Annotated in this window: 14 protein-coding genes and 1 pseudogene; 9 read left to right on the top strand and 6 right to left on the bottom strand. The window is 63.9% G+C overall.

Annotated elements, in window-relative coordinates:
• Nucleotides 1-155 precede the first annotated feature (155 nt).
• Nucleotides 156-1,154 carry a DUF4917 family protein gene (locus tag SK803_RS16060; RefSeq protein ID WP_319966796.1) on the bottom strand — a complete coding sequence of 333 codons (999 nt, stop codon included), beginning with the start codon at nt 1,152-1,154 and terminating at the stop codon, nt 156-158.
• A 255-nt stretch (nt 1,155-1,409) separates the two neighbouring features.
• On the opposite strand from SK803_RS16060, the gene SK803_RS16055 reads away from it, so the two are divergent.
• Nucleotides 1,410-4,994 carry an ATP-binding protein gene (locus SK803_RS16055; protein WP_319966795.1) on the top strand — a complete coding sequence of 1,195 codons (3,585 nt, stop codon included), beginning with the start codon at nt 1,410-1,412 and terminating at the stop codon, nt 4,992-4,994.
• 133 nt (nt 4,995-5,127) lie between these two features.
• On the opposite strand, the gene SK803_RS16050 is transcribed toward SK803_RS16055, so the two are convergent.
• A complete protein-coding gene (locus SK803_RS16050; protein WP_319966794.1) occupies nt 5,128-6,186 on the bottom strand; it encodes a LysR family transcriptional regulator in 1,059 nt (352 codons plus the stop codon).
• Nucleotides 6,187-6,416: 230 nt separating this feature from the next.
• On the opposite strand from SK803_RS16050, the gene SK803_RS16045 reads away from it, so the two are divergent.
• From SK803_RS16045 to SK803_RS16030, 4 genes are all read left to right on the top strand, one after another.
• Nucleotides 6,417-7,538 carry a radical SAM protein gene (locus tag SK803_RS16045; RefSeq protein WP_319966793.1) on the top strand — a complete coding sequence of 374 codons (1,122 nt, stop codon included), beginning with the start codon at nt 6,417-6,419 and terminating at the stop codon, nt 7,536-7,538.
• Nucleotides 7,535-8,188 (top strand): dTMP kinase, encoded by a 654-nt coding sequence (gene tmk / locus SK803_RS16040; RefSeq protein WP_319966792.1) that lies wholly within the window; start codon nt 7,535-7,537, stop codon nt 8,186-8,188. Before SK803_RS16045 ends, tmk begins: the two co-directional genes overlap by 4 nt.
• Nucleotides 8,179-9,021 (top strand): endonuclease/exonuclease/phosphatase family protein, encoded by an 843-nt coding sequence (locus tag SK803_RS16035; protein ID WP_319966791.1) that lies wholly within the window; start codon nt 8,179-8,181, stop codon nt 9,019-9,021. The genes tmk and SK803_RS16035 overlap by 10 nt, the downstream gene beginning before the upstream one ends.
• Before the next feature lie 61 nt (nt 9,022-9,082).
• Entirely contained in the window at nt 9,083-9,577 is a 495-nt protein-coding gene (locus SK803_RS16030) for an NUDIX hydrolase (protein WP_319966790.1), read from the top strand.
• 31 nt (nt 9,578-9,608) lie between these two features.
• Here SK803_RS16030 and SK803_RS16025 read toward each other — a convergent pair whose 3' ends face one another.
• The 4 genes and pseudogenes from SK803_RS16025 to SK803_RS16015 all read right to left on the bottom strand — a co-directional run bounded on the left by SK803_RS16025 (nt 9,609) and on the right by SK803_RS16015 (nt 12,114).
• Nucleotides 9,609-10,109, bottom strand: coding sequence for an NUDIX hydrolase (locus tag SK803_RS16025; protein ID WP_319966788.1), 501 nt, complete (start codon nt 10,107-10,109; stop codon nt 9,609-9,611).
• Nucleotides 10,097-10,999: a tetratricopeptide repeat protein gene (locus SK803_RS16020; protein WP_319966787.1), complete on the bottom strand. Its 903-nt coding sequence runs from the start codon at nt 10,997-10,999 to the stop codon at nt 10,097-10,099. Before SK803_RS16020 ends, SK803_RS16025 begins: the two co-directional genes overlap by 13 nt.
• A gap of 117 nt (nt 11,000-11,116) precedes the next feature.
• A pseudogene (locus tag SK803_RS46535) lies at nt 11,117-11,290 on the bottom strand (helix-turn-helix domain-containing protein); the annotation flags it as partial.
• A gap of 581 nt (nt 11,291-11,871) precedes the next feature.
• Nucleotides 11,872-12,114 carry a hypothetical protein gene (locus SK803_RS16015; protein ID WP_319966786.1) on the bottom strand — a complete coding sequence of 81 codons (243 nt, stop codon included), beginning with the start codon at nt 12,112-12,114 and terminating at the stop codon, nt 11,872-11,874.
• Between the two features lie 244 nt (nt 12,115-12,358).
• Here SK803_RS16015 and SK803_RS16010 point away from each other — a divergent pair, with 244 nt between their 5' ends.
• The 4 genes from SK803_RS16010 to SK803_RS15995 all read left to right on the top strand — a co-directional run bounded on the left by SK803_RS16010 (nt 12,359) and on the right by SK803_RS15995 (nt 15,998).
• Entirely contained in the window at nt 12,359-13,060 is a 702-nt protein-coding gene (locus tag SK803_RS16010) for a DUF5753 domain-containing protein (RefSeq protein ID WP_319966785.1), read from the top strand.
• Nucleotides 13,061-13,066: 6 nt separating this feature from the next.
• Nucleotides 13,067-13,912 (top strand): helix-turn-helix domain-containing protein, encoded by an 846-nt coding sequence (locus SK803_RS16005; RefSeq protein WP_319966784.1) that lies wholly within the window; start codon nt 13,067-13,069, stop codon nt 13,910-13,912.
• A 140-nt stretch (nt 13,913-14,052) separates the two neighbouring features.
• On the top strand, nt 14,053-15,144 hold the full coding sequence (locus tag SK803_RS16000) for a GAF domain-containing protein (RefSeq protein ID WP_319966783.1): 1,092 nt from the start codon (nt 14,053-14,055) through the stop codon (nt 15,142-15,144).
• A 14-nt stretch (nt 15,145-15,158) separates the two neighbouring features.
• On the top strand, nt 15,159-15,998 hold the full coding sequence (locus SK803_RS15995; protein ID WP_319966782.1) for an SDR family NAD(P)-dependent oxidoreductase: 840 nt from the start codon (nt 15,159-15,161) through the stop codon (nt 15,996-15,998).
• Nucleotides 15,999-16,096 lie beyond the last annotated feature (98 nt).

Raw genomic sequence — 16,096 nt, 5'->3', positions numbered from 1 at the left:
GCCAGACCAGGGCTCCGCCCTCGTCGGCTCGCTCAGGTCCACATACTCCAACGCGTGAACGATGTGACGCTCACAGAGGACGGCGAGATCCGTGCCTGGCATCATGAGCCAGACCCCGGCGCGCTCGCCTCGCTTGTTTCCTGGCGTAGACGAGGTTAGGGCGACGTGGTTTGTAGCTGTCTGCCGAGGGGATGGGTGGTGGAGTCGAAGAACGTCAGTTCGTGCCCTGGGAGCGCCTGCATCAGCGCGGTCTTGGTGTGCACGATTGCGACAGGGGCATCTGGGCCGCCGATCGGGTAGATCGAAATCGCGATCTGACGCGGCGGCCCGGCAGTCAGTGCGTCCACGATGTGGCGGTCAGGCGAGCCAAGGCCCGCACCGAAGACCACAGTAGGTTGCTCATCAGCCAAGAAGTCGCGGTACGCGAAGGAAAGGTAGTCAGAGCGCTGGATCGCGCGCAGCTTGTCTTCGGGCTCGCCTTCGCTGACGAACAGCGGTTGCCGTGAGCCGGTCGCTTGGTAGGCGCCGCGTATGCCGTCCAACAGGCTGACGTCCGCGGCAGTCCACTTGCCACTTGTACCGGTAAGTGCGTCACGCCAGAGATGAAGCCCGCCGTGCAGGTGGTAGAGCGCAGTCTTGTTGCCAAAGACCGCGGTATCAGTGCTGTCGAACGTGAACTCCTGCGACCACATGAAGTCCACCAGGCGCCCACGGACGTCGTCGTGCTGCACCGCCCAGTAGAGCAACAAGTCGTAGTTGAGGGTGAAGACCCGCTTGTACCGAACGAGGTGTGTGGCCATCGACTGCAGAGTTGTCGCATGTACCGCGGCCCAAGGCACATGTACCTCGCCGACAGCATCGAACAGTCCGTCACGCACCTGGTCGTAGATCGGATCAACCCAGGAGACTGGCTCGCCGACGGCATCCGTCAGCGTTCGTGTCAACGACAGGCCAGCCAGTACTGCTTCGAAGTTTCGGGTGCCCATCCGATCGAATAGCGCAAGAGCCGGCGCGTCGAACTTGCTCGCGGCGGCTTCGTACAGCGATCCGTACCCGAAACTGGGCGAGACGTTGATGCTCGCACCATTGCCGACCAGGAGCGTCCCCCACGGCCCATCTTCGATGTCCGACCAGTTGAGGAGCTCCGCGGTCACGTATAGCTGAGTCATCGTCGGGTTCACCACCTTGCTCGCGAGCGCCTATGCATCATCCACACAAGGAAGCTCAGCCGCCGGAGAGTAGTCCGTTGCCCGCCGTCACAGTGACGTCGAGGCCGCGGCAATGTGAGTCGTGAACGATCGATCGCGTTGGTGACGCCCAGGCCGCCGCCAACCTGTTCGCCACCGCACGGGTGTCGACGTACTGGCATGCTGGCTGCTCGTTGATGCCCAAGAACAGAGGGTGACTACGTGAGCGGCGAATTGGGCCTGGCCGGCTACGTGTTCCAGTACCACGTCATCGTGCTGACGGCCCTGGAAGTGTGGAGCGGTGAGACGGATTCGGGTGCCGCGTCGATCCTCGTCGAAGGCCTCGCCGGTGCCGACAAGGTTGACTACGCACTGGTAGGCAAGGCGACCGACCAGGATGTTGTGGTTCAGGTCAAGAGTCGTTGGAACACCCGACCCTGGTCGGCCCAAGAGATGCTCAAGATTCTGATCGACCTTGATGCGGGAACCGATCGGGTGACGCGATTGGAGTTGGTGACCAACGGCCGACTCAGCGAACGGGCGCAGCGCTTCAGCGAGGTGCTGGAGGCTGCCACCCGCCTGAGCGACGCCGAGTTCGCTCACGAGCTTCGCGAGATGAATCTGGCAACCGATCCGTCGGTCGACCTCGTTGCCGTACTCCGGCGCGCGACCATAACCGTCCGCCCATCCTCGTTGCCGCAGCTGCGCGAGCAAGTGCGTACTCGATTGCGGCGGCTACGCGCGGCAAGTGGGAGCGGCATTGGCGATCATGCCGCCGAGTTGCTCAGGGCCTACCTCCTCGCACTGGCCATGGCCAAGACCGAGTCCGACGACCCGGTCAGTCGGACCCTTACACGAGAGGAATTCCTGGACGCGGTCGCTGCGCCTCAGCCTGTACTGGAACAAGCGCTGCGATCCAGATGGGGCGTTCCCGTCGGACTGGCCAACCGGGATCTCGCTGTTCGCCGGGACACACTGCTTGCTGAACTAGGCGAACAAGTTCGTGACCACGATGGGGTGCATGCGACTGACGGTCGAGTGCGGTCCTGCGTACTCGTCGGACCAGCTGGTGTCGGCAAAACGACACTTGCCCAGCAGTACGCACTGGACAACGCTGCCGAGTTCGACTGGATCTACCAACTCACCGCCCATACCGATGACCAAGAAGCGACCGACACCGAAGTCCTTCGTGAGGAGCTCGAACAACTAGCACGCTGGCTGCCAAGCCAGGGCATCAACGTGAGGTCGGGCCCATACGCAACATCTGACGACGTCACGACCGCGGTGACGCAGGCGCTGGCGTCATGTGCCCGTTCATGGCTCTTGATCATCGATAACGCCTCCGCCGCCGACTCCATCACGCCCTTGCTACCTGCGTCCGGCCATGGCGTTGTACTGATCACTAGCCGCAACAGCGCATGGCACGGCATGCAATCCCTTGTGCGAGTAGGGGAGTTGACCGAGGCCCAGGCATGCGACTTGGTGCATCGGCGCTTGGGCAACCATGTCGCCGCGGCTCCCGCTGAGATCACCACACTGTGCCGTGAGCTCGAGTTCCTTCCGTTGAGCCTGGTCACCGCAGCGAGCTACCTCCGCAGCACCAGCGAACCAGTTCACGAATTTCTCGAATCGCTCGGCAACGAAGTACTGCGACTGGAGGCTCTGGACTTCCCGCTCCAGCGCCTCGATGACTATCCCCGCACCGCAGTCGCGGCGGTCAACCTCGCCCTCCGGCATCTGCATGGTGCCGACAACGACCACCATTACGCGGAGGATGCCCTCGCCGTTCTTAGACGGGCGAGCCTGGTGTTTCCGGATCGCATTCCGACGACACTTCTTGCAGATGACCGCCGCGGACTGAGCAGAGCGCTGGCCGTGCTCAAGGAGTTCTCGCTGCTCACGCGATGGCAGGACAACGAAGCGCGAGACTGGGCACGAGTGCACCGCCTCGTACAGGACGTGGTTCGCGCCGGCCTGGACACTCACCCAGAGCAGCGGGATCAGCTGCTGCGCGACATGGAGCACGCCCTAGTCGACCTGCTAGTCGACAACACCAGTGTCAGCTTCGACCTTGTGGTCGCAGGAGCAGCACGCCTGCACGCTGCGACCCTCGTCGAGCATCTTCGTCGGCATGAGCTCCACAGCTGGCAAACCACAACGGCATTGCTGTCCAACATGGCCAGCGTGGCCCGAGTCCAAGGCGACATCGTCGAAGCCGAACGTCGGGTCCGCGAAGCCCTTGAACTTGTGCCTGACGACAACTACGACCCGATGATCGCGGGACGCCGCGGGATGACCCTCATTACGTTGTCGCACGTCTTACTGTCGAATCAAGACCTTGACGGCGCCCGCCGGGTGCTCGACGAGGCATCCCGCCTCCACGACGCTTACCGATTCAACGAAGCGCACGCGGAAGCCCTGGTCTGCTGCAAAGCTCAGCTGTCCCAGATTGAAGCCGCCCGTACGTTGGACCAGCACAGGCTCCGCACCTTGTTCCAGCTCGTACAGGACCTGCCTGAAATAGGCCGCGACGCTGCCGCCGCGCGTGCAGAGGCGCTCGTCAAGATCGGGCGCCAGTTGGACCGCAACGATCAAAGCCGCTCCGCACTTATGGATAGTGCCGAGCACTTGCTTCAACTCGCTGGACGTCCCGAGCACAAAACACCACTAGGCGTGGTGCTTGCACACCTGTGCCTCACTGAAGCACACGCTGCTGACCACGGAACCGAAGCGGCATGGCGCCACTATCAATACGCGATGAGCGTGCAGGAGAGCATAGAGGCTATAGATCCGGGAACCACGATCGACGAGGTATTCGATCTCGTCTTGGGGCTGTTCAAGCTGCTGAACGATGTTGACTCAGAACTTCCTGTCCCCTGTATAGACGCCTTGATTGAAAGGATCCTCGGAGATATCCAATCGCGACTTGCTGTCATTGAACTCGCGCGAGTTCAGCGCGAACACCTGGAGCTGATGTTTCACGCGGTATCTGCGTCTTTCGCGGGCTTTCGTGGCGATGTGGACAACTATGATCGCTTGCTTGATAGCGCCCGTCGACTGGAGCAAAGTTTGTCGTCGCCAGCGCCTTCAAATGTTGAAGCAGTCCTCTCGATGTTGCCGCATTTCAGGTATCACGCTCTGCTGACAAATATCCGAATGAACGGGCCGGCGGTAAATGTTCACGTAGTCAGAAAAGGTGGATGGAAACCGTCGCGTCCGCTGCGTGTGCCGACTCCGTGCCGCCACTTCGATCGTGCATCTGAGCCCATCGGTAACGCGAGAACGCGGTCTGAAACCTCTGCTGGGAAAGAGGAACATCAGGTTCTCGTAGTAGACCACAAGCGGGCCGTTGTTCTGCATCTGGAACTACTCACACTGCGAGAGCGGACCGCAGGTGACGATGAGTATGAGTTGCCCATCTTGCAGGCGATCTGTCGCGATGTCGACTCGATGATCAATCATGTTGTAGGCGCATGGAACATAATAACCAACCTTCGGCACTTCATGGCCGAAGTCAACGGGTGCAGTCCGGAGCAAATTCTTGGTCTCCTTAATAGGGACCTTGTTCGGCTTCATCATGACGAACATGTGGATACCGTGCCTGCGCGTGCGATTCTCAAGACTCTAGGCGAAGGAGATGAGGAAGTATTTAGGGAATTAATCCACGCGATGCCGTATTCGGTCAGGTTCAACATGTTTGATTGCCTGCTTTACGTTGAGCGCGGCATGGTGCGGAAAGCTGCATCTGTGCGGCAATGCGATGTCGTCGTTGTGTTGCAAAAATGGAAGGAAGATTTGCTCGCCTAGTATAGCCGGTAATTGACCTGCAGGGACGGGCTTCTGGTGCCCGGTTGTAGGCGGCTTAATAGCCTTCGGTATCGCGACACCATCGCGGATCGGTGGTGTGTAGTTTTCGATTGGATGCGTGCGGCGGCTGAACTCAACCCGGAAGAGTTGCCGGCACCGACCTCGTCGGGCTCGCTGCCGCGAACGCCTTCCACAACAGGTTGAGTGGATGGTCTGCGGCGTAACGGACCCGCTCGCCCTTGCGGGCGAAGATGCCGGTGACGATCTCGAGCGCGGGGGCGTAGTCCTCGGCGAGCTCGATCTTGCGCAGGCCTCGACCCGGCAATCGTCCTTCGAGGACCGCGTCGGCGACGCGCTCGGTGGTGAGCATGCAGCCGTGGGTCAGCTCGGCGTCGAGCAGGTTGAGACCGTAGTTGAGCGAGTCGATGTCGGCGATGATGTTTAGCTTGCCGCGGTAGTCGGGTCCGTACCAGCGGCCGAGGAACTGGGCGAGCAGGCCGGCGGTCGGCGTGAGAAGCGGAAGCGCTTGCAGCTTTGCGGCGGTCACCGGTGTATCGGGAAGCTCGCGGGTCGTGAGGTTGGTGAGCAGCGCGACCCGTTCGCGATGCCACTCCAGGAAGTCGTAGTCGAGCTCGGGCGGACCGCCGACTTGCGCTGCGAAACTGCCGCAGACCATGTCGACCTTTTTGGCGTCGAGCTTGCGCCACAGGTCGCGAGTGCGGACGTGCTCGATGTTGAGGCGGATGTCGCGGCGCTCGAAGTCCTCGCGCAACGTCGGCCACACGGCGCCGAGGAACTCGACGGTGAACTCGGTGGTGCCGAAGGTGACGGTGGAGCCGAGTCGCCTGCGGCTGCGGTGCAGGCTGTCGGTCCATGACGCCAGGGTCTTGATCGCCAGCTCGACTACCTCCTCGCCTGACGGGGTGAACAGGAAGTCCTTGCCGCGGCCCTGTTTCAGGACCAGCGCTTCACCCACGAGACGGGTCGCGGTCCGGTTGAGGTTGTCGAGCTGCTTCTGCACGCTGGACTGCTCGCGGCCCAGGACGCGAGCCGCACGTTGCGCCGTGCCGGTGGTGTGCACGACGGCGAGGGTGCGGAGCTGGTCCAGGCTGACGTCGAGCATTTCCGGCGGGCAACCCAGCAAGGTCGCGAGCAGCTCCTGCGCGTCGATCTCGTCTGCGATGTCGGGCACTGTCGTCTCCTGATTCCTGGCGGCTGCAAGACCGCATCTCAAGCGCTTGTTGTCCGTGCAGACAGTTGAGTTGTCGCTGATCGCAGTTGTACTCGTAATGTCCCAAAGATGTCCACTTGGACATCTAAAGGCGCGCTACTGTTCGACCGAACATCTATCTGGAGGCCTGATCTGGCACTCGATCACCGACGGCAACGGGGAACCGCGGCCGTGGATGGGGGAGATTGACGATGACTGGCGCTCGGGGCATCGCCGGAGAGGCGTTCGCCACGACCTGCTACTTCCGGACCACAGTGGACACTCCGTACCGAAAGGCTCTCGTCCAGATCAACGAGGACTGCAACCTGCGCTGCGCGCACTGCTTCGTGTCGGCGACTCGTGTCGGCAAGCAAATGCGCCTGGTCGACATCGTCGACAAGGTGATCCCGCAACTGAGTGAGGCGCGGGTCAGGCGTGTCACGCTGACCGGTGGAGAGCCCACCATCCACCCCGATTTCATGTCGATCGTGCGAGAGTTTCGCGCAGCCGGCATGGACGTCGGAGTGTGCACGAACGCGACCGTCCTGAGCGATGAGCAGATCACCGAGCTCGCGCGTCTCGGAGTGCACTGCAACGTCTCGCTCGACGGCTTCGCCGCAGACTCCCACGGCAAGTTCCGCGGTGACCGCTCCAGCTTCGACGTCACCGTTCAGACCGTGCAGAAACTTGGCGCCGCAGGAATTCTGCAGGGCTTGTTGTGCACCCCGAACTCGTTGGCGCAGAACGAGGAATACGTCGAGCTGTGCGAGTTCGCCCGCAGCCACGGAGCGCGGTACGTACTGCTCAACCCGCTGGGCAGCATGGGGCGCGGCGTCAAGTCGCAGGGCAGGCTCGCGAAGACAAACCTGCACATGCAGCAGATCCAAGCCTTGACCGAACCCTTCGACAGTACGGAACTCGACATCGCGCACATCCGCTTCCCGAACACCGCTAGGAAGCCGCTGTCGGGCTGTGAAGCAGGAACGATTATCTACGTGTTCACGCCCGGTGACGTCACCGTGTGCCCGTACCTGGTGTTCGCCGCGAGAACTCCAGCCTCTCAGCACACCGACACGGAGTTCATCGTCGGGAACATCCTTACCGACGCGGACATCGCACAACGCCTGGACGGCTACCGGTTCCACGATCGCCATCAGGTCGGCACCAACAACACCTGCGCGTCGTGCGCGATGAGCTCCGAATGCGGCAAGGGCTGTCCGGCAGCCGTGGTCGCCTCCGGCGGCCGGATCGGCGACGTGGATGCCGAGCAGTGCCCGATCACCTCCGACCACACTGCGGGGGAGCGCCGGCTGCTGCCGTTGATGCCGGTATGACCACCGTCTTCGACGAGCCGCGGCGTCTCCCGGGAACGCTGATCACCCTGGACGGTCCCGGTGGTGTCGGGAAGTCCACCGCCGCGAAACTGGTGGCCGACATGTTGATCGAGGCTGGCATACAGGTGCACGTGACAGCGCAGCCGTCTCGCGCGCCATTGGGAGAGCTGGCTCGGCACGGCACCGATACCTACCGGGGAATGGCCTTGGCGTGCCTGTGCGCCGCCGACCGGCACCACCAGCTCGACTCCGAGATCAAACCCGCGCTCCGCGAAGGCCACGTGGTCGTCTGCGACCGCTATGTCGCCTCGTCGCTCGTGCTTCAGGGACTTGACGGCCTGTCCGCCGAGATGGTGTGGCAGCTCAACCACGGCGTCTACCGCCCGGACCTCTCGATCATCCTCAACGGCGACCCGGCCGTGATCGACCACCGGCTGCGCACGCGCGGCGGGCACAGCCGCTTCGAGCGGGCCGAGGACAACAGCGACATGGAGTCCGGGCTCTACGTCCACGCCGTCGTAGACCTGCAGAGCAAGGGCTGGTTGGTCGAAACGCTGGACTGCACCACCGACGAAGCGACCACGATCGCTGCAAGGATCGTTTCGCTGATCCACCGAGTGATCGAGGAGAAGATCGCGGTATGCCGCTGAGCCTGCTGACCGTCAACGTCGGAGCGCCGTCCGTGGACCGTGCACAACGCCAACTCCGGTGGCTTGCGGCTCGACCCGAGGAAGTCCTGGTCCTGACCGAGACCAAAGCCACGGCCGGCAGCGAGCTCCTGGCCGAGGCGTTCTCGTCGGCGGGGTACTCGGTCACGTTCCCGGACCACTCCAAGGGCGAGCTCGGCGTGATGATCGTCAGCAAGCTCGCCACGGAGGTGGACGCCCTCGGGACTGCCCTCGACTACCTGCCTGCGCGGGCCGCCGGGATCGTCGTCGACACCGACGACGGCCCACTGCGTGTCGTCGGTGCTTATGTGCCGTCTCGAGATGCCACGTTGGAGAAGACCGAACGCAAGAAGACGTGGATCGAGCGGTTTCACGCCGCGTTGGACACGACGGCATCTGACACGCCGCTGCTGTTGTTGGGCGACCTGAACGTGCTCGAACCAGGCCATCAACCAGCCCACCGCGGCCAGTTCGCGCAGTTCGAGTACGCCTTCTACGAGGCGCTGACAGAACGGCATCGCCTGACGGACTTGTTCAGGAATCTGCACCCCGATCGGGTCGAACACAGCTGGGCACGTCGTCCAGAGCTGGGCTACCGCTATGACCACGCCCACGCTTCCCCGGCGGTTGCTGAACGGCTCTTGAGCTGCGATTACGTGCATGAGACCAGGGAAGCTGCCGCAGACGGTTCGCGTCTGACCGATCACTCGGGACTCGCCGTCCGGTTCTCGCTTTGCGCAAAGCAGACGCTGCTAACGTCTGACCCCGCAATGGCGGTCGACGCGCTCAACGAGCCGGAGCCAACTCTGTTCTGAACTCCGGCACCACCCGCGCAGGCTGCCGCCCAGTCAGCCGACCGCGAGGAACGCCCGCCGGATGTCCACCACCACCGCCACCTCCCCACGCATCGGCGCTCGGGTGCTGCTGCTCGACGCTCACGACCGCGTGCTGCTCATTCACGCCTGCGATCCGCACGACCGCGGCCACCACTGGTGGGAGCTGCCCGGCGGCGGCCTCGACGAGGGCGAGAAGCCGGAGGACGCCGCTCTGCGCGAGGTGGCGGAGGAGACGGGAATCGTCATCCCGTCGCTGGGACACAAGCTGTGGATCCGCGAGTCCCGCTTCCACTACAAGGGTCGCGATCACCACCGCGAAGACCACGTGTTCCTCGGCCGCATCACCGATACCGCGCCCAAGGTGGCACTCAAGCCCACTGAGAACGAGAAAGCCGGACTGATCGAACGACGCTGGTGGTCAGCAGCCGAACTGCGCCAGTGCGCCGACAAGCTGCTTCCTGCCCAGCTTCCCGGTCTCCTCGACGAACTCCTCGAAGGCAAGCTGGGCACCACGCCACTGAACCTGGTCGACTGACCGCGTTGCCGGCGGCTGCGGGGCGAATGCTTCACCGAGGACTTTCCGCATAGTCGGTGGAGCTGTGTTCGAGCGCTTGGAGTGCACGTTTCAGCCGACGCGCCATGTCGGCGCGGAGCAACTGGCGAGCCTGATCAGGCGATACCACAGTGACTTCGCTGATCTCCGGGTCGCGCGGGGCGAGCTGCTGCACGTCCTCGTCCGACAGGACGCCACCGTCGAAGATGAAGAGCAGCTGGTCGTCCCACGGGCCGTGCGGCCCGATCCAGTCGACCACGAGCACACGGCCTGGTTCGATGGAGAGACCCAGCTCTTCGTCGACCTCACGAACTGCAGCGGCGCGTGGAGCCTCGTTGTTCTCGGCCATGCCGCCGGGCAGGTCCCAATCCTCCTTGTAGGTCGGGTTCACCAGCACGACGTGCCCGCGCTGGTCCCGGAGGAGCACGTCGGCGGCGACGCGCTTGCGAGCTTGTTTTGCGTTGCCTTCGGCGAGATAGGCGAACCGGGCGTCGTCGTCCGTCAGACCGGCCACGTCGCAGTTTGACCTTCCTGGGCGTCGGATACGTGGCTCAGCGCGCCCAGAGTGGCGAGGAAGTGCGCCACCTCGGGAACGCTGCGTGCCGACGCCAAGGTACGCCCCAGGTCGTTGAGCTGATCAAGGACACGGGTCGAGCTGAGCGAGGCCGTCGCCTTGCACACCTCGTTGCCAAACGCGGCGGCCTCGTCCAGCCGTCCGGCGCCGATCAGGATGTTCGCCATCGTGATCTGGCCGAACGCCCGGCTGCGGACGCGGTCACCGGAGCGGAGTCGGATCGCGGCCGCCGCGCGCTGTTCGGCCTCGGTGTACTCGGCCAGGTCGAGGAAGCATTGGGCTGCCTCGCTGGCGAGGGACGCCTCGTCGAAGTTGGCGATCCAATCGGCTGGCTTCTCGCTCGTGGCCTGGTCGAGCAGCGACTCCGCCTGGTCGAGGGACAGCGCGCAGGCCTGGTGCTCGCCGACGAGAGCGAGCGCCCTGGCGCGCATGGTGTGCAGACGCGCGGTGAGGCGGAGAGTGCCGTCGGCCTGGCTCGACTTGGCGATTCCGGTGGTGGCGATCCGCAGGGCGTCGGAGTGCTGTCCCAACTCGATGGCGAGATGCGACATGGACGCGCAGGAATTGCCTGCGAGCGCGTTGTTCTCGGCGGCCACGGCCAAACGGAAAGCACGTTCGAAGTACGCGCGAGCGCGCTGGTTCTGCCCACTGTCGTGCGTCATCCAGCCGGCTATCTCCGTCATGGACGCTGCGGCCGAGAAGATCCCCGACGCCGAGGTACCGCCGTGTGCGTCGAGTAGATGTGGCGCGATCTCCTGGCTCAGGTAGAGCTCGACCGACGGGAGCAGTACACCACCGCCGAGTCGTCTGTCCGTCTCTTGAAATGCCATGGCAGCGCCTTGGATGCGCTGCACGACGTCGTGTCCTGACGATCGGGTCTTCTGCGGGACCGCGGGGGGCGACGGTCGCTTCTGATCCGGGTGAAGGAGTTCGATCAATTCTGCAGGGGTGACTTGCAGGGCGGTGGCCAGCCGGGGCTGGATGGCCGGGTCCGGTGGGTTTTCCAAGCGGTCCCACCGGCCAACCGTGACCCGGTCGACCCCCAGGTGCTTTGCGAGCTTCTCCTGGGTGTAACCCATGGCCTCACGGTGCAGCGCGAATGCACTTCGCCACCTGGCCATTGGTGCCCCCGGAGAATGTCGGCAGATCCTCGCGAGCGTATCGCGCGAGATTCGGCGGACGGCGATTCTGGATCCGGAAGTTCTGTTTTCACTCGATCGGGTCAACGCGTTATTTCCGCTGGTCAGCGCTCTGTGTGTGGCACATGTGTGTCATCTGCGCGGCGTCTGCGACGTGGTCGGAGTTGACGCTCACGTCGTTTAGTCGATCTCGCTCACCGGTTTCACATCCGGAGTCGGCGAGCGGGGCGCGCCACGGCGGTTTCCCCGGCTGACCGTGGTGTCGCCTCGTCGGCGAGTGGAGGTACGCACATGGCGGAACGAGAAGGAACTGTTCGCGTGGTTGTGAGGCTGACCCACGCGCAGGCATCGGTGCTCGCACGTGCGGCGGTGGTCGTCACTTCGGCCCTGGACTGCAAGGAGGTCAACGCCGCAGACCAAGGGCTTCGGGAGTTCCGCTCTGCCACCGCTTTGGCCTTGTTGCAGGACATTGTGCCGAAAGCAGTCGGTCGCCTCGACTCGCCGTCCAGGTCGGTACGCCGGGCCAGCTAGTTGTGGAAGGAGCACCGATGAGCAACCAAGTCTTATTGGCAGGCCTTCGCCGGAATCTCGACGAGCACCTCGAGCGGGTCTCCCGGGTCGCGGTCGACGGCGACGCCGGTGCGGCGCTCACCGTTATGCGTCAGGACGTTCCCGGCATCGTGGCGGCGTTGAGAGTGCTTGCCGAGGAGCACCACGCAGACGAGGACGGTCACTGCCAGAAGTGCCGCAGCGGACCGTTCTGGCGTCGGGTGGCAGCGCCTTGCCGAATGCTCCTCGACGTCCACCTCGCTGTCACGGTGGCGGCGACGACCGCCCAGGCATGTGCAAGTCCTCAGAGCCACAGACTTCGGTCGTCCTCTTCAGACTGAGTCCCGCTACTACTTCAAGGAAACAGGCATGCCACTAAGGGTCTCGACCGTTCGCGGGCGTGAGTTCGGAGAGGGTGTACGCGCGGTAGTTGAGGGCTCGAGTCTGACCTCGCGTCAGGTTGCCGCGTTGGTCGGCTGTGACGAAGGCAAGATCTCGGAGGTGCTGAACGGCAAGCTTCAGCTCACCACACTCGAACTCGCGGTGTTGCTGAGCGTGTGTCGTCCGAAGGCCGCTGAGCGTGACCGGTTGCTCGCATTGCACCCCGCCCAGGACTGGCTGGGGTGGTGGCAGCAGCACGGTGAGCGTTCGCCGAATTGGCCGACCACAGCCGTTGCGCAGATCCGAGTTGCGAAGGAACTGATCGATTGGCAGCCACATGCGCTGCCGGTCTTCCTTCGGACGGACGAGTATGCGCGTGAGCTGATCATCGCTTCAGGCGCAGTCCCGCAGGAGGAGATGGACGAGCGATTGCTCGCGCAGGGGCGGATGAGGGAGCTGTTGAGGGAGCGCCTCGGCTGCACCTTCTATCTCCACGAGTTCGCCCTGAGGCTCCAGGCCGGCGGTCCCGCTGTGCAGAAAGAACAGCTGCTTCACCTGACGCTAATGGCGAACTGGACGTACGTCACCATCCGCGTCATCCCCGCCTCGACCGGTGCACACGCGGGAGTAGCCGGTGCCTTCACACTGCTGAAGTTCCCGAAGTTCGAACCCGTCGTCTGGCTGGAAGCTCTGAACTCCAGCACGTTCGTTGAGCAGAGGGACTCGGTCAAGGGATACGAGACGCTCGTGAAACAGCTCAACCGAGTCAGCTTGAACGAGCGGGATTCGTTCGAGTTCATCAACGGGCTGCAGAGCTGGTGATCCCTCGTGTCAAAAGACTTCCGGGCCACGGCGCTCGAACGCGCTATTGGTCGGCAGCTGGCCGGGTGGCGCGCTGAGCGCGAGCTGAGCCTCACCGAGGCCGGTCAGCGCGTGGGTTTCAGCAGCGCCAAGCTGTCCATGATGGAGAACGCGGTGCAGCCGTCGGCGCCCGTGGACGTCATGGCGCTCGGGTACGTCTACAAGGTGCCGAACCCGGAGTGGCAAGCCGTGATGCTGCGAGCGCAGTACGCGGAACGCGCGCGGGGGCGCGTAGCGAACAACGGCGTGAACTTCGACCCGGCGGCGGATTTTGCGAATCTGGTGTTCGAGGCGACGGTACTGCGAGTTTTCTCGATGGACCTGGTGCCGACGGTGTTCCAGCTTCCCGGCTACACCGACGGGGTCATGCAGTCCGAGGATCCGGTGCGGACGGCTCGGCTGGCGATGGTGCGCGAAGCGTGGGCTTCGCGGTTAAGCGGCAGGGAACCGCTGAGGGTGCACGCGGTGTTCCCGGAGGCGGTGTTGTGGCGTGCGGTCGGGGGACCGCGCCTGATGAAGGCGCAGTTGCTGCACCTCATGGAGGTCAGCGAGCACGAGACGGTGAGTGTGCGGGTGTTGCCGCGGACAGCCGGGGCGTATCCGGCGATGGGGTCGCCGTTCACGTTGCTCGGGTTCCCGCACCGGCAGCACAACGACGTGGCGTACCTGGAGACGTTCATCAAGGGCGAATACGTCGAGGAGCCGAGCCTGACGGCGCGGTGTGCGCAGCGGTTCGAGAGCCTGGAACAGGTGGCACTCGAGGCAGGGGAATCGTTGGAACTCATCGCCGAAGCGGCTGCGACAGAGGCTTAGCACGACTCGCAGCAGCATGAGAATCGTTGGAGGATCTTCGCACGTTTGGATGAACTCCAAGCACGTTCCTCGGGCGAAGGCGGGAACAACCGTGTCATCGTGTACCCGACCACGTCAGTGATCGGGTACTGATCGCTCCCATGGCGACGAACTGGCTGGTCAGGCCAATCTTCGGCCAGGGGGACGGAGCGATGGCGACGGACTGGTTGCTCGTGGAGACGTTCGGCGGTCACCGGAGAGAGCCGACGGTGATGGCGGTTGGGCGTAATCCGAGAAACCTCGTTCCATTGCGAAATGTTCTGAGCCGTGGGCCATTTCTCTCTGATGTTCTGATTTTGATCGCTCGGGTGGTAGAGACCGGAAAGCTTCTCGAAGTTGACGCGACCTCGGGCAAGCGCCGCATCGTCGGCCATCCGCTGATCACGTACGGCGGAGGGGTCCACGGTGTCTTCGTGTGGGTGGGCCGGCCGGACGAGGAACCTCCCGCGCGCGGCCTGGCCGGTGCGTGGCACATCAACCTCACCCAGCACGTCAGCAGCAGGTCGGACGATCTGCTGCGGCTCTACGGGACGAGCGCGAAGAACTGGCGGAACCAGCACGACCTGGCCGAACTGTTCGCGTACGGGCGCCTGCAAACGAACTCCGACGAGTCGAAGGCGCTAGCGCTTCTCGTCAACGCGACCATCGGGAACGAGCACCAAGCCACCTGGACGGTGACGCGGGACGACGGAGTTCGCCGCGCGGTGCACTTCGCCTGCCGGTGCGTGGAGGTGCGGACCGGCGCGGGGCGGATCGAGCGCATCGTCCGCGGGATCACCCACGACATCGGCCCGGCCGAGAGCGTGCCGGCGGCACCTCCTCGAGCTCCCGTGCTGCTCGCTCAGCAAGTTCTCGCAGCTGAAGCGGCATCCGGCAGATGGCGCGCGATCGTCGATCTGCGCACGATGAGGCTGCTGAGGTGGATCGACGATCCGATGCCAGGTATCGCCTGGAAGCTCGACGTCGCGCGTCGACCTGCGATTCACCGCGAGGATCTCCGGGCGGCTGCCAAGATGTCGGAGGAGCTTGCTTCCAGCGGGCGAGCGTGCGGCCTGCTGCGTCTTCGCTCCGAGCGCGACGACTGGACGGAGGTGGCCGTCGAAGCGGCACTCATGCTGCTCGATCAGCACACCACTGCCGCGCTTGTGACGCTGACCCTGCCTGACAGCGTTGGGCTGTCATCGTTCGGTTGAGATGCCGGGGGATCATGAGCTGGTTCGAGAACAAGATCGCTGTGATCACCGGTGCCGGTTCTGGGATCGGGCGTGCTCTCGCCATCGAGCTGTCCCAGCGAGGGGCGCGCGTCGCCCTGCTTGATCGAGATGCCGACGGCTTGGAGGTCACCGCCGACCAGTGCGACCGCGGCAGCGTGATCGCTCGAACGGTCGACGTCACCGACTGGGCCGCAATGCAGCAGGTCGCCGCTCTGGTGGGGGAGGAGCTCGGCGGGGTCGACGCCCTCTTCTCCGCGGCGGGCATCATCCATCGAGGGAGCCTGGTCGAGTCGGAGATCTCCGACATCCACAGCGTTATGGCGGTCAACTGGCTCGGCACTGTGCACACTGTGAAGGCGTTCCTTCCTCTTGTGACGGCCTCACGCGGGGCGCGAGTCGTCACCTTCTCGAGTGCGTACGGCTTGATGGCGACGTCGAAGTACAGCGCCTACAACTCGTCGAAGTTCGCGGTCCGAGGGTTCAGCGAGTCGTTGCGGCAGGAGTTGACCGAGTCGGGCAGCGATGTCTCCGTGACCTGTGTGTATCCCGGTGGCGTCCGGACTCCGATCGTCCGCAATGGGTTGTACGCCGCCAGCGAGCCTCGAGACGCAGTGGTGCGAAAGTTCGAGAAGAGCGTCGCGCGAACCGAGCCGAGAGAAGCGGCTCTCACTGTCCTAAGAGGAGTCGAGCGTCGTCGCGCCCGTGTCCTGGTCGGTGCGGACGCACGTGCCGTCTCTGCCCTTGTCCACTTGTTGGGCGGCATCTATCAGGATCTGGTTCCAGCGGTGACACGGTTGCTGGGTCGGCGTCGGTCGAGGCAGCCTCGGCGATGACGAACTGAGGTCAGATCCGGACTTGACGTGATCCGGACCACTGCATACGCTAGGCCAATCGGACTATTCCGATTGGGTTGGCTTTGTCGCTATCGAGC

It is taken from the genome of Lentzea miocenica (assembly GCF_033949945.1).
In the GTDB taxonomy this organism is placed as follows: domain Bacteria; phylum Actinomycetota; class Actinomycetes; order Mycobacteriales; family Pseudonocardiaceae; genus Lentzea; species Lentzea miocenica.
Note: the sequence above shows the minus strand (reverse complement) of the source record. Positions and strands in the feature narration are given on the sequence as shown.

Excerpts from the sequence above, each read along its gene's own strand:
- SK803_RS16045 (WP_319966793.1), top strand. The coding sequence starts at position 6,417 with ATGACTGGCGCTCGGGGCATCGCCGGAGAGGCGTTCGCCACGACCTGC.
- tmk (WP_319966792.1), top strand. The coding sequence starts at position 7,535 with ATGACCACCGTCTTCGACGAGCCGCGGCGTCTCCCGGGAACGCTGATC.
- SK803_RS16035 (WP_319966791.1), top strand. The coding sequence starts at position 8,179 with ATGCCGCTGAGCCTGCTGACCGTCAACGTCGGAGCGCCGTCCGTGGAC.
- SK803_RS16030 (WP_319966790.1), top strand. The coding sequence starts at position 9,083 with ATGTCCACCACCACCGCCACCTCCCCACGCATCGGCGCTCGGGTGCTG.
- SK803_RS16020 (WP_319966787.1), bottom strand. The coding sequence starts at position 10,999 with ATGGCATTTCAAGAGACGGACAGACGACTCGGCGGTGGTGTACTGCTC.
- SK803_RS16000 (WP_319966783.1), top strand. The coding sequence starts at position 14,053 with ATGGCGACGAACTGGCTGGTCAGGCCAATCTTCGGCCAGGGGGACGGA.
- SK803_RS15995 (WP_319966782.1), top strand. The coding sequence starts at position 15,159 with ATGAGCTGGTTCGAGAACAAGATCGCTGTGATCACCGGTGCCGGTTCT.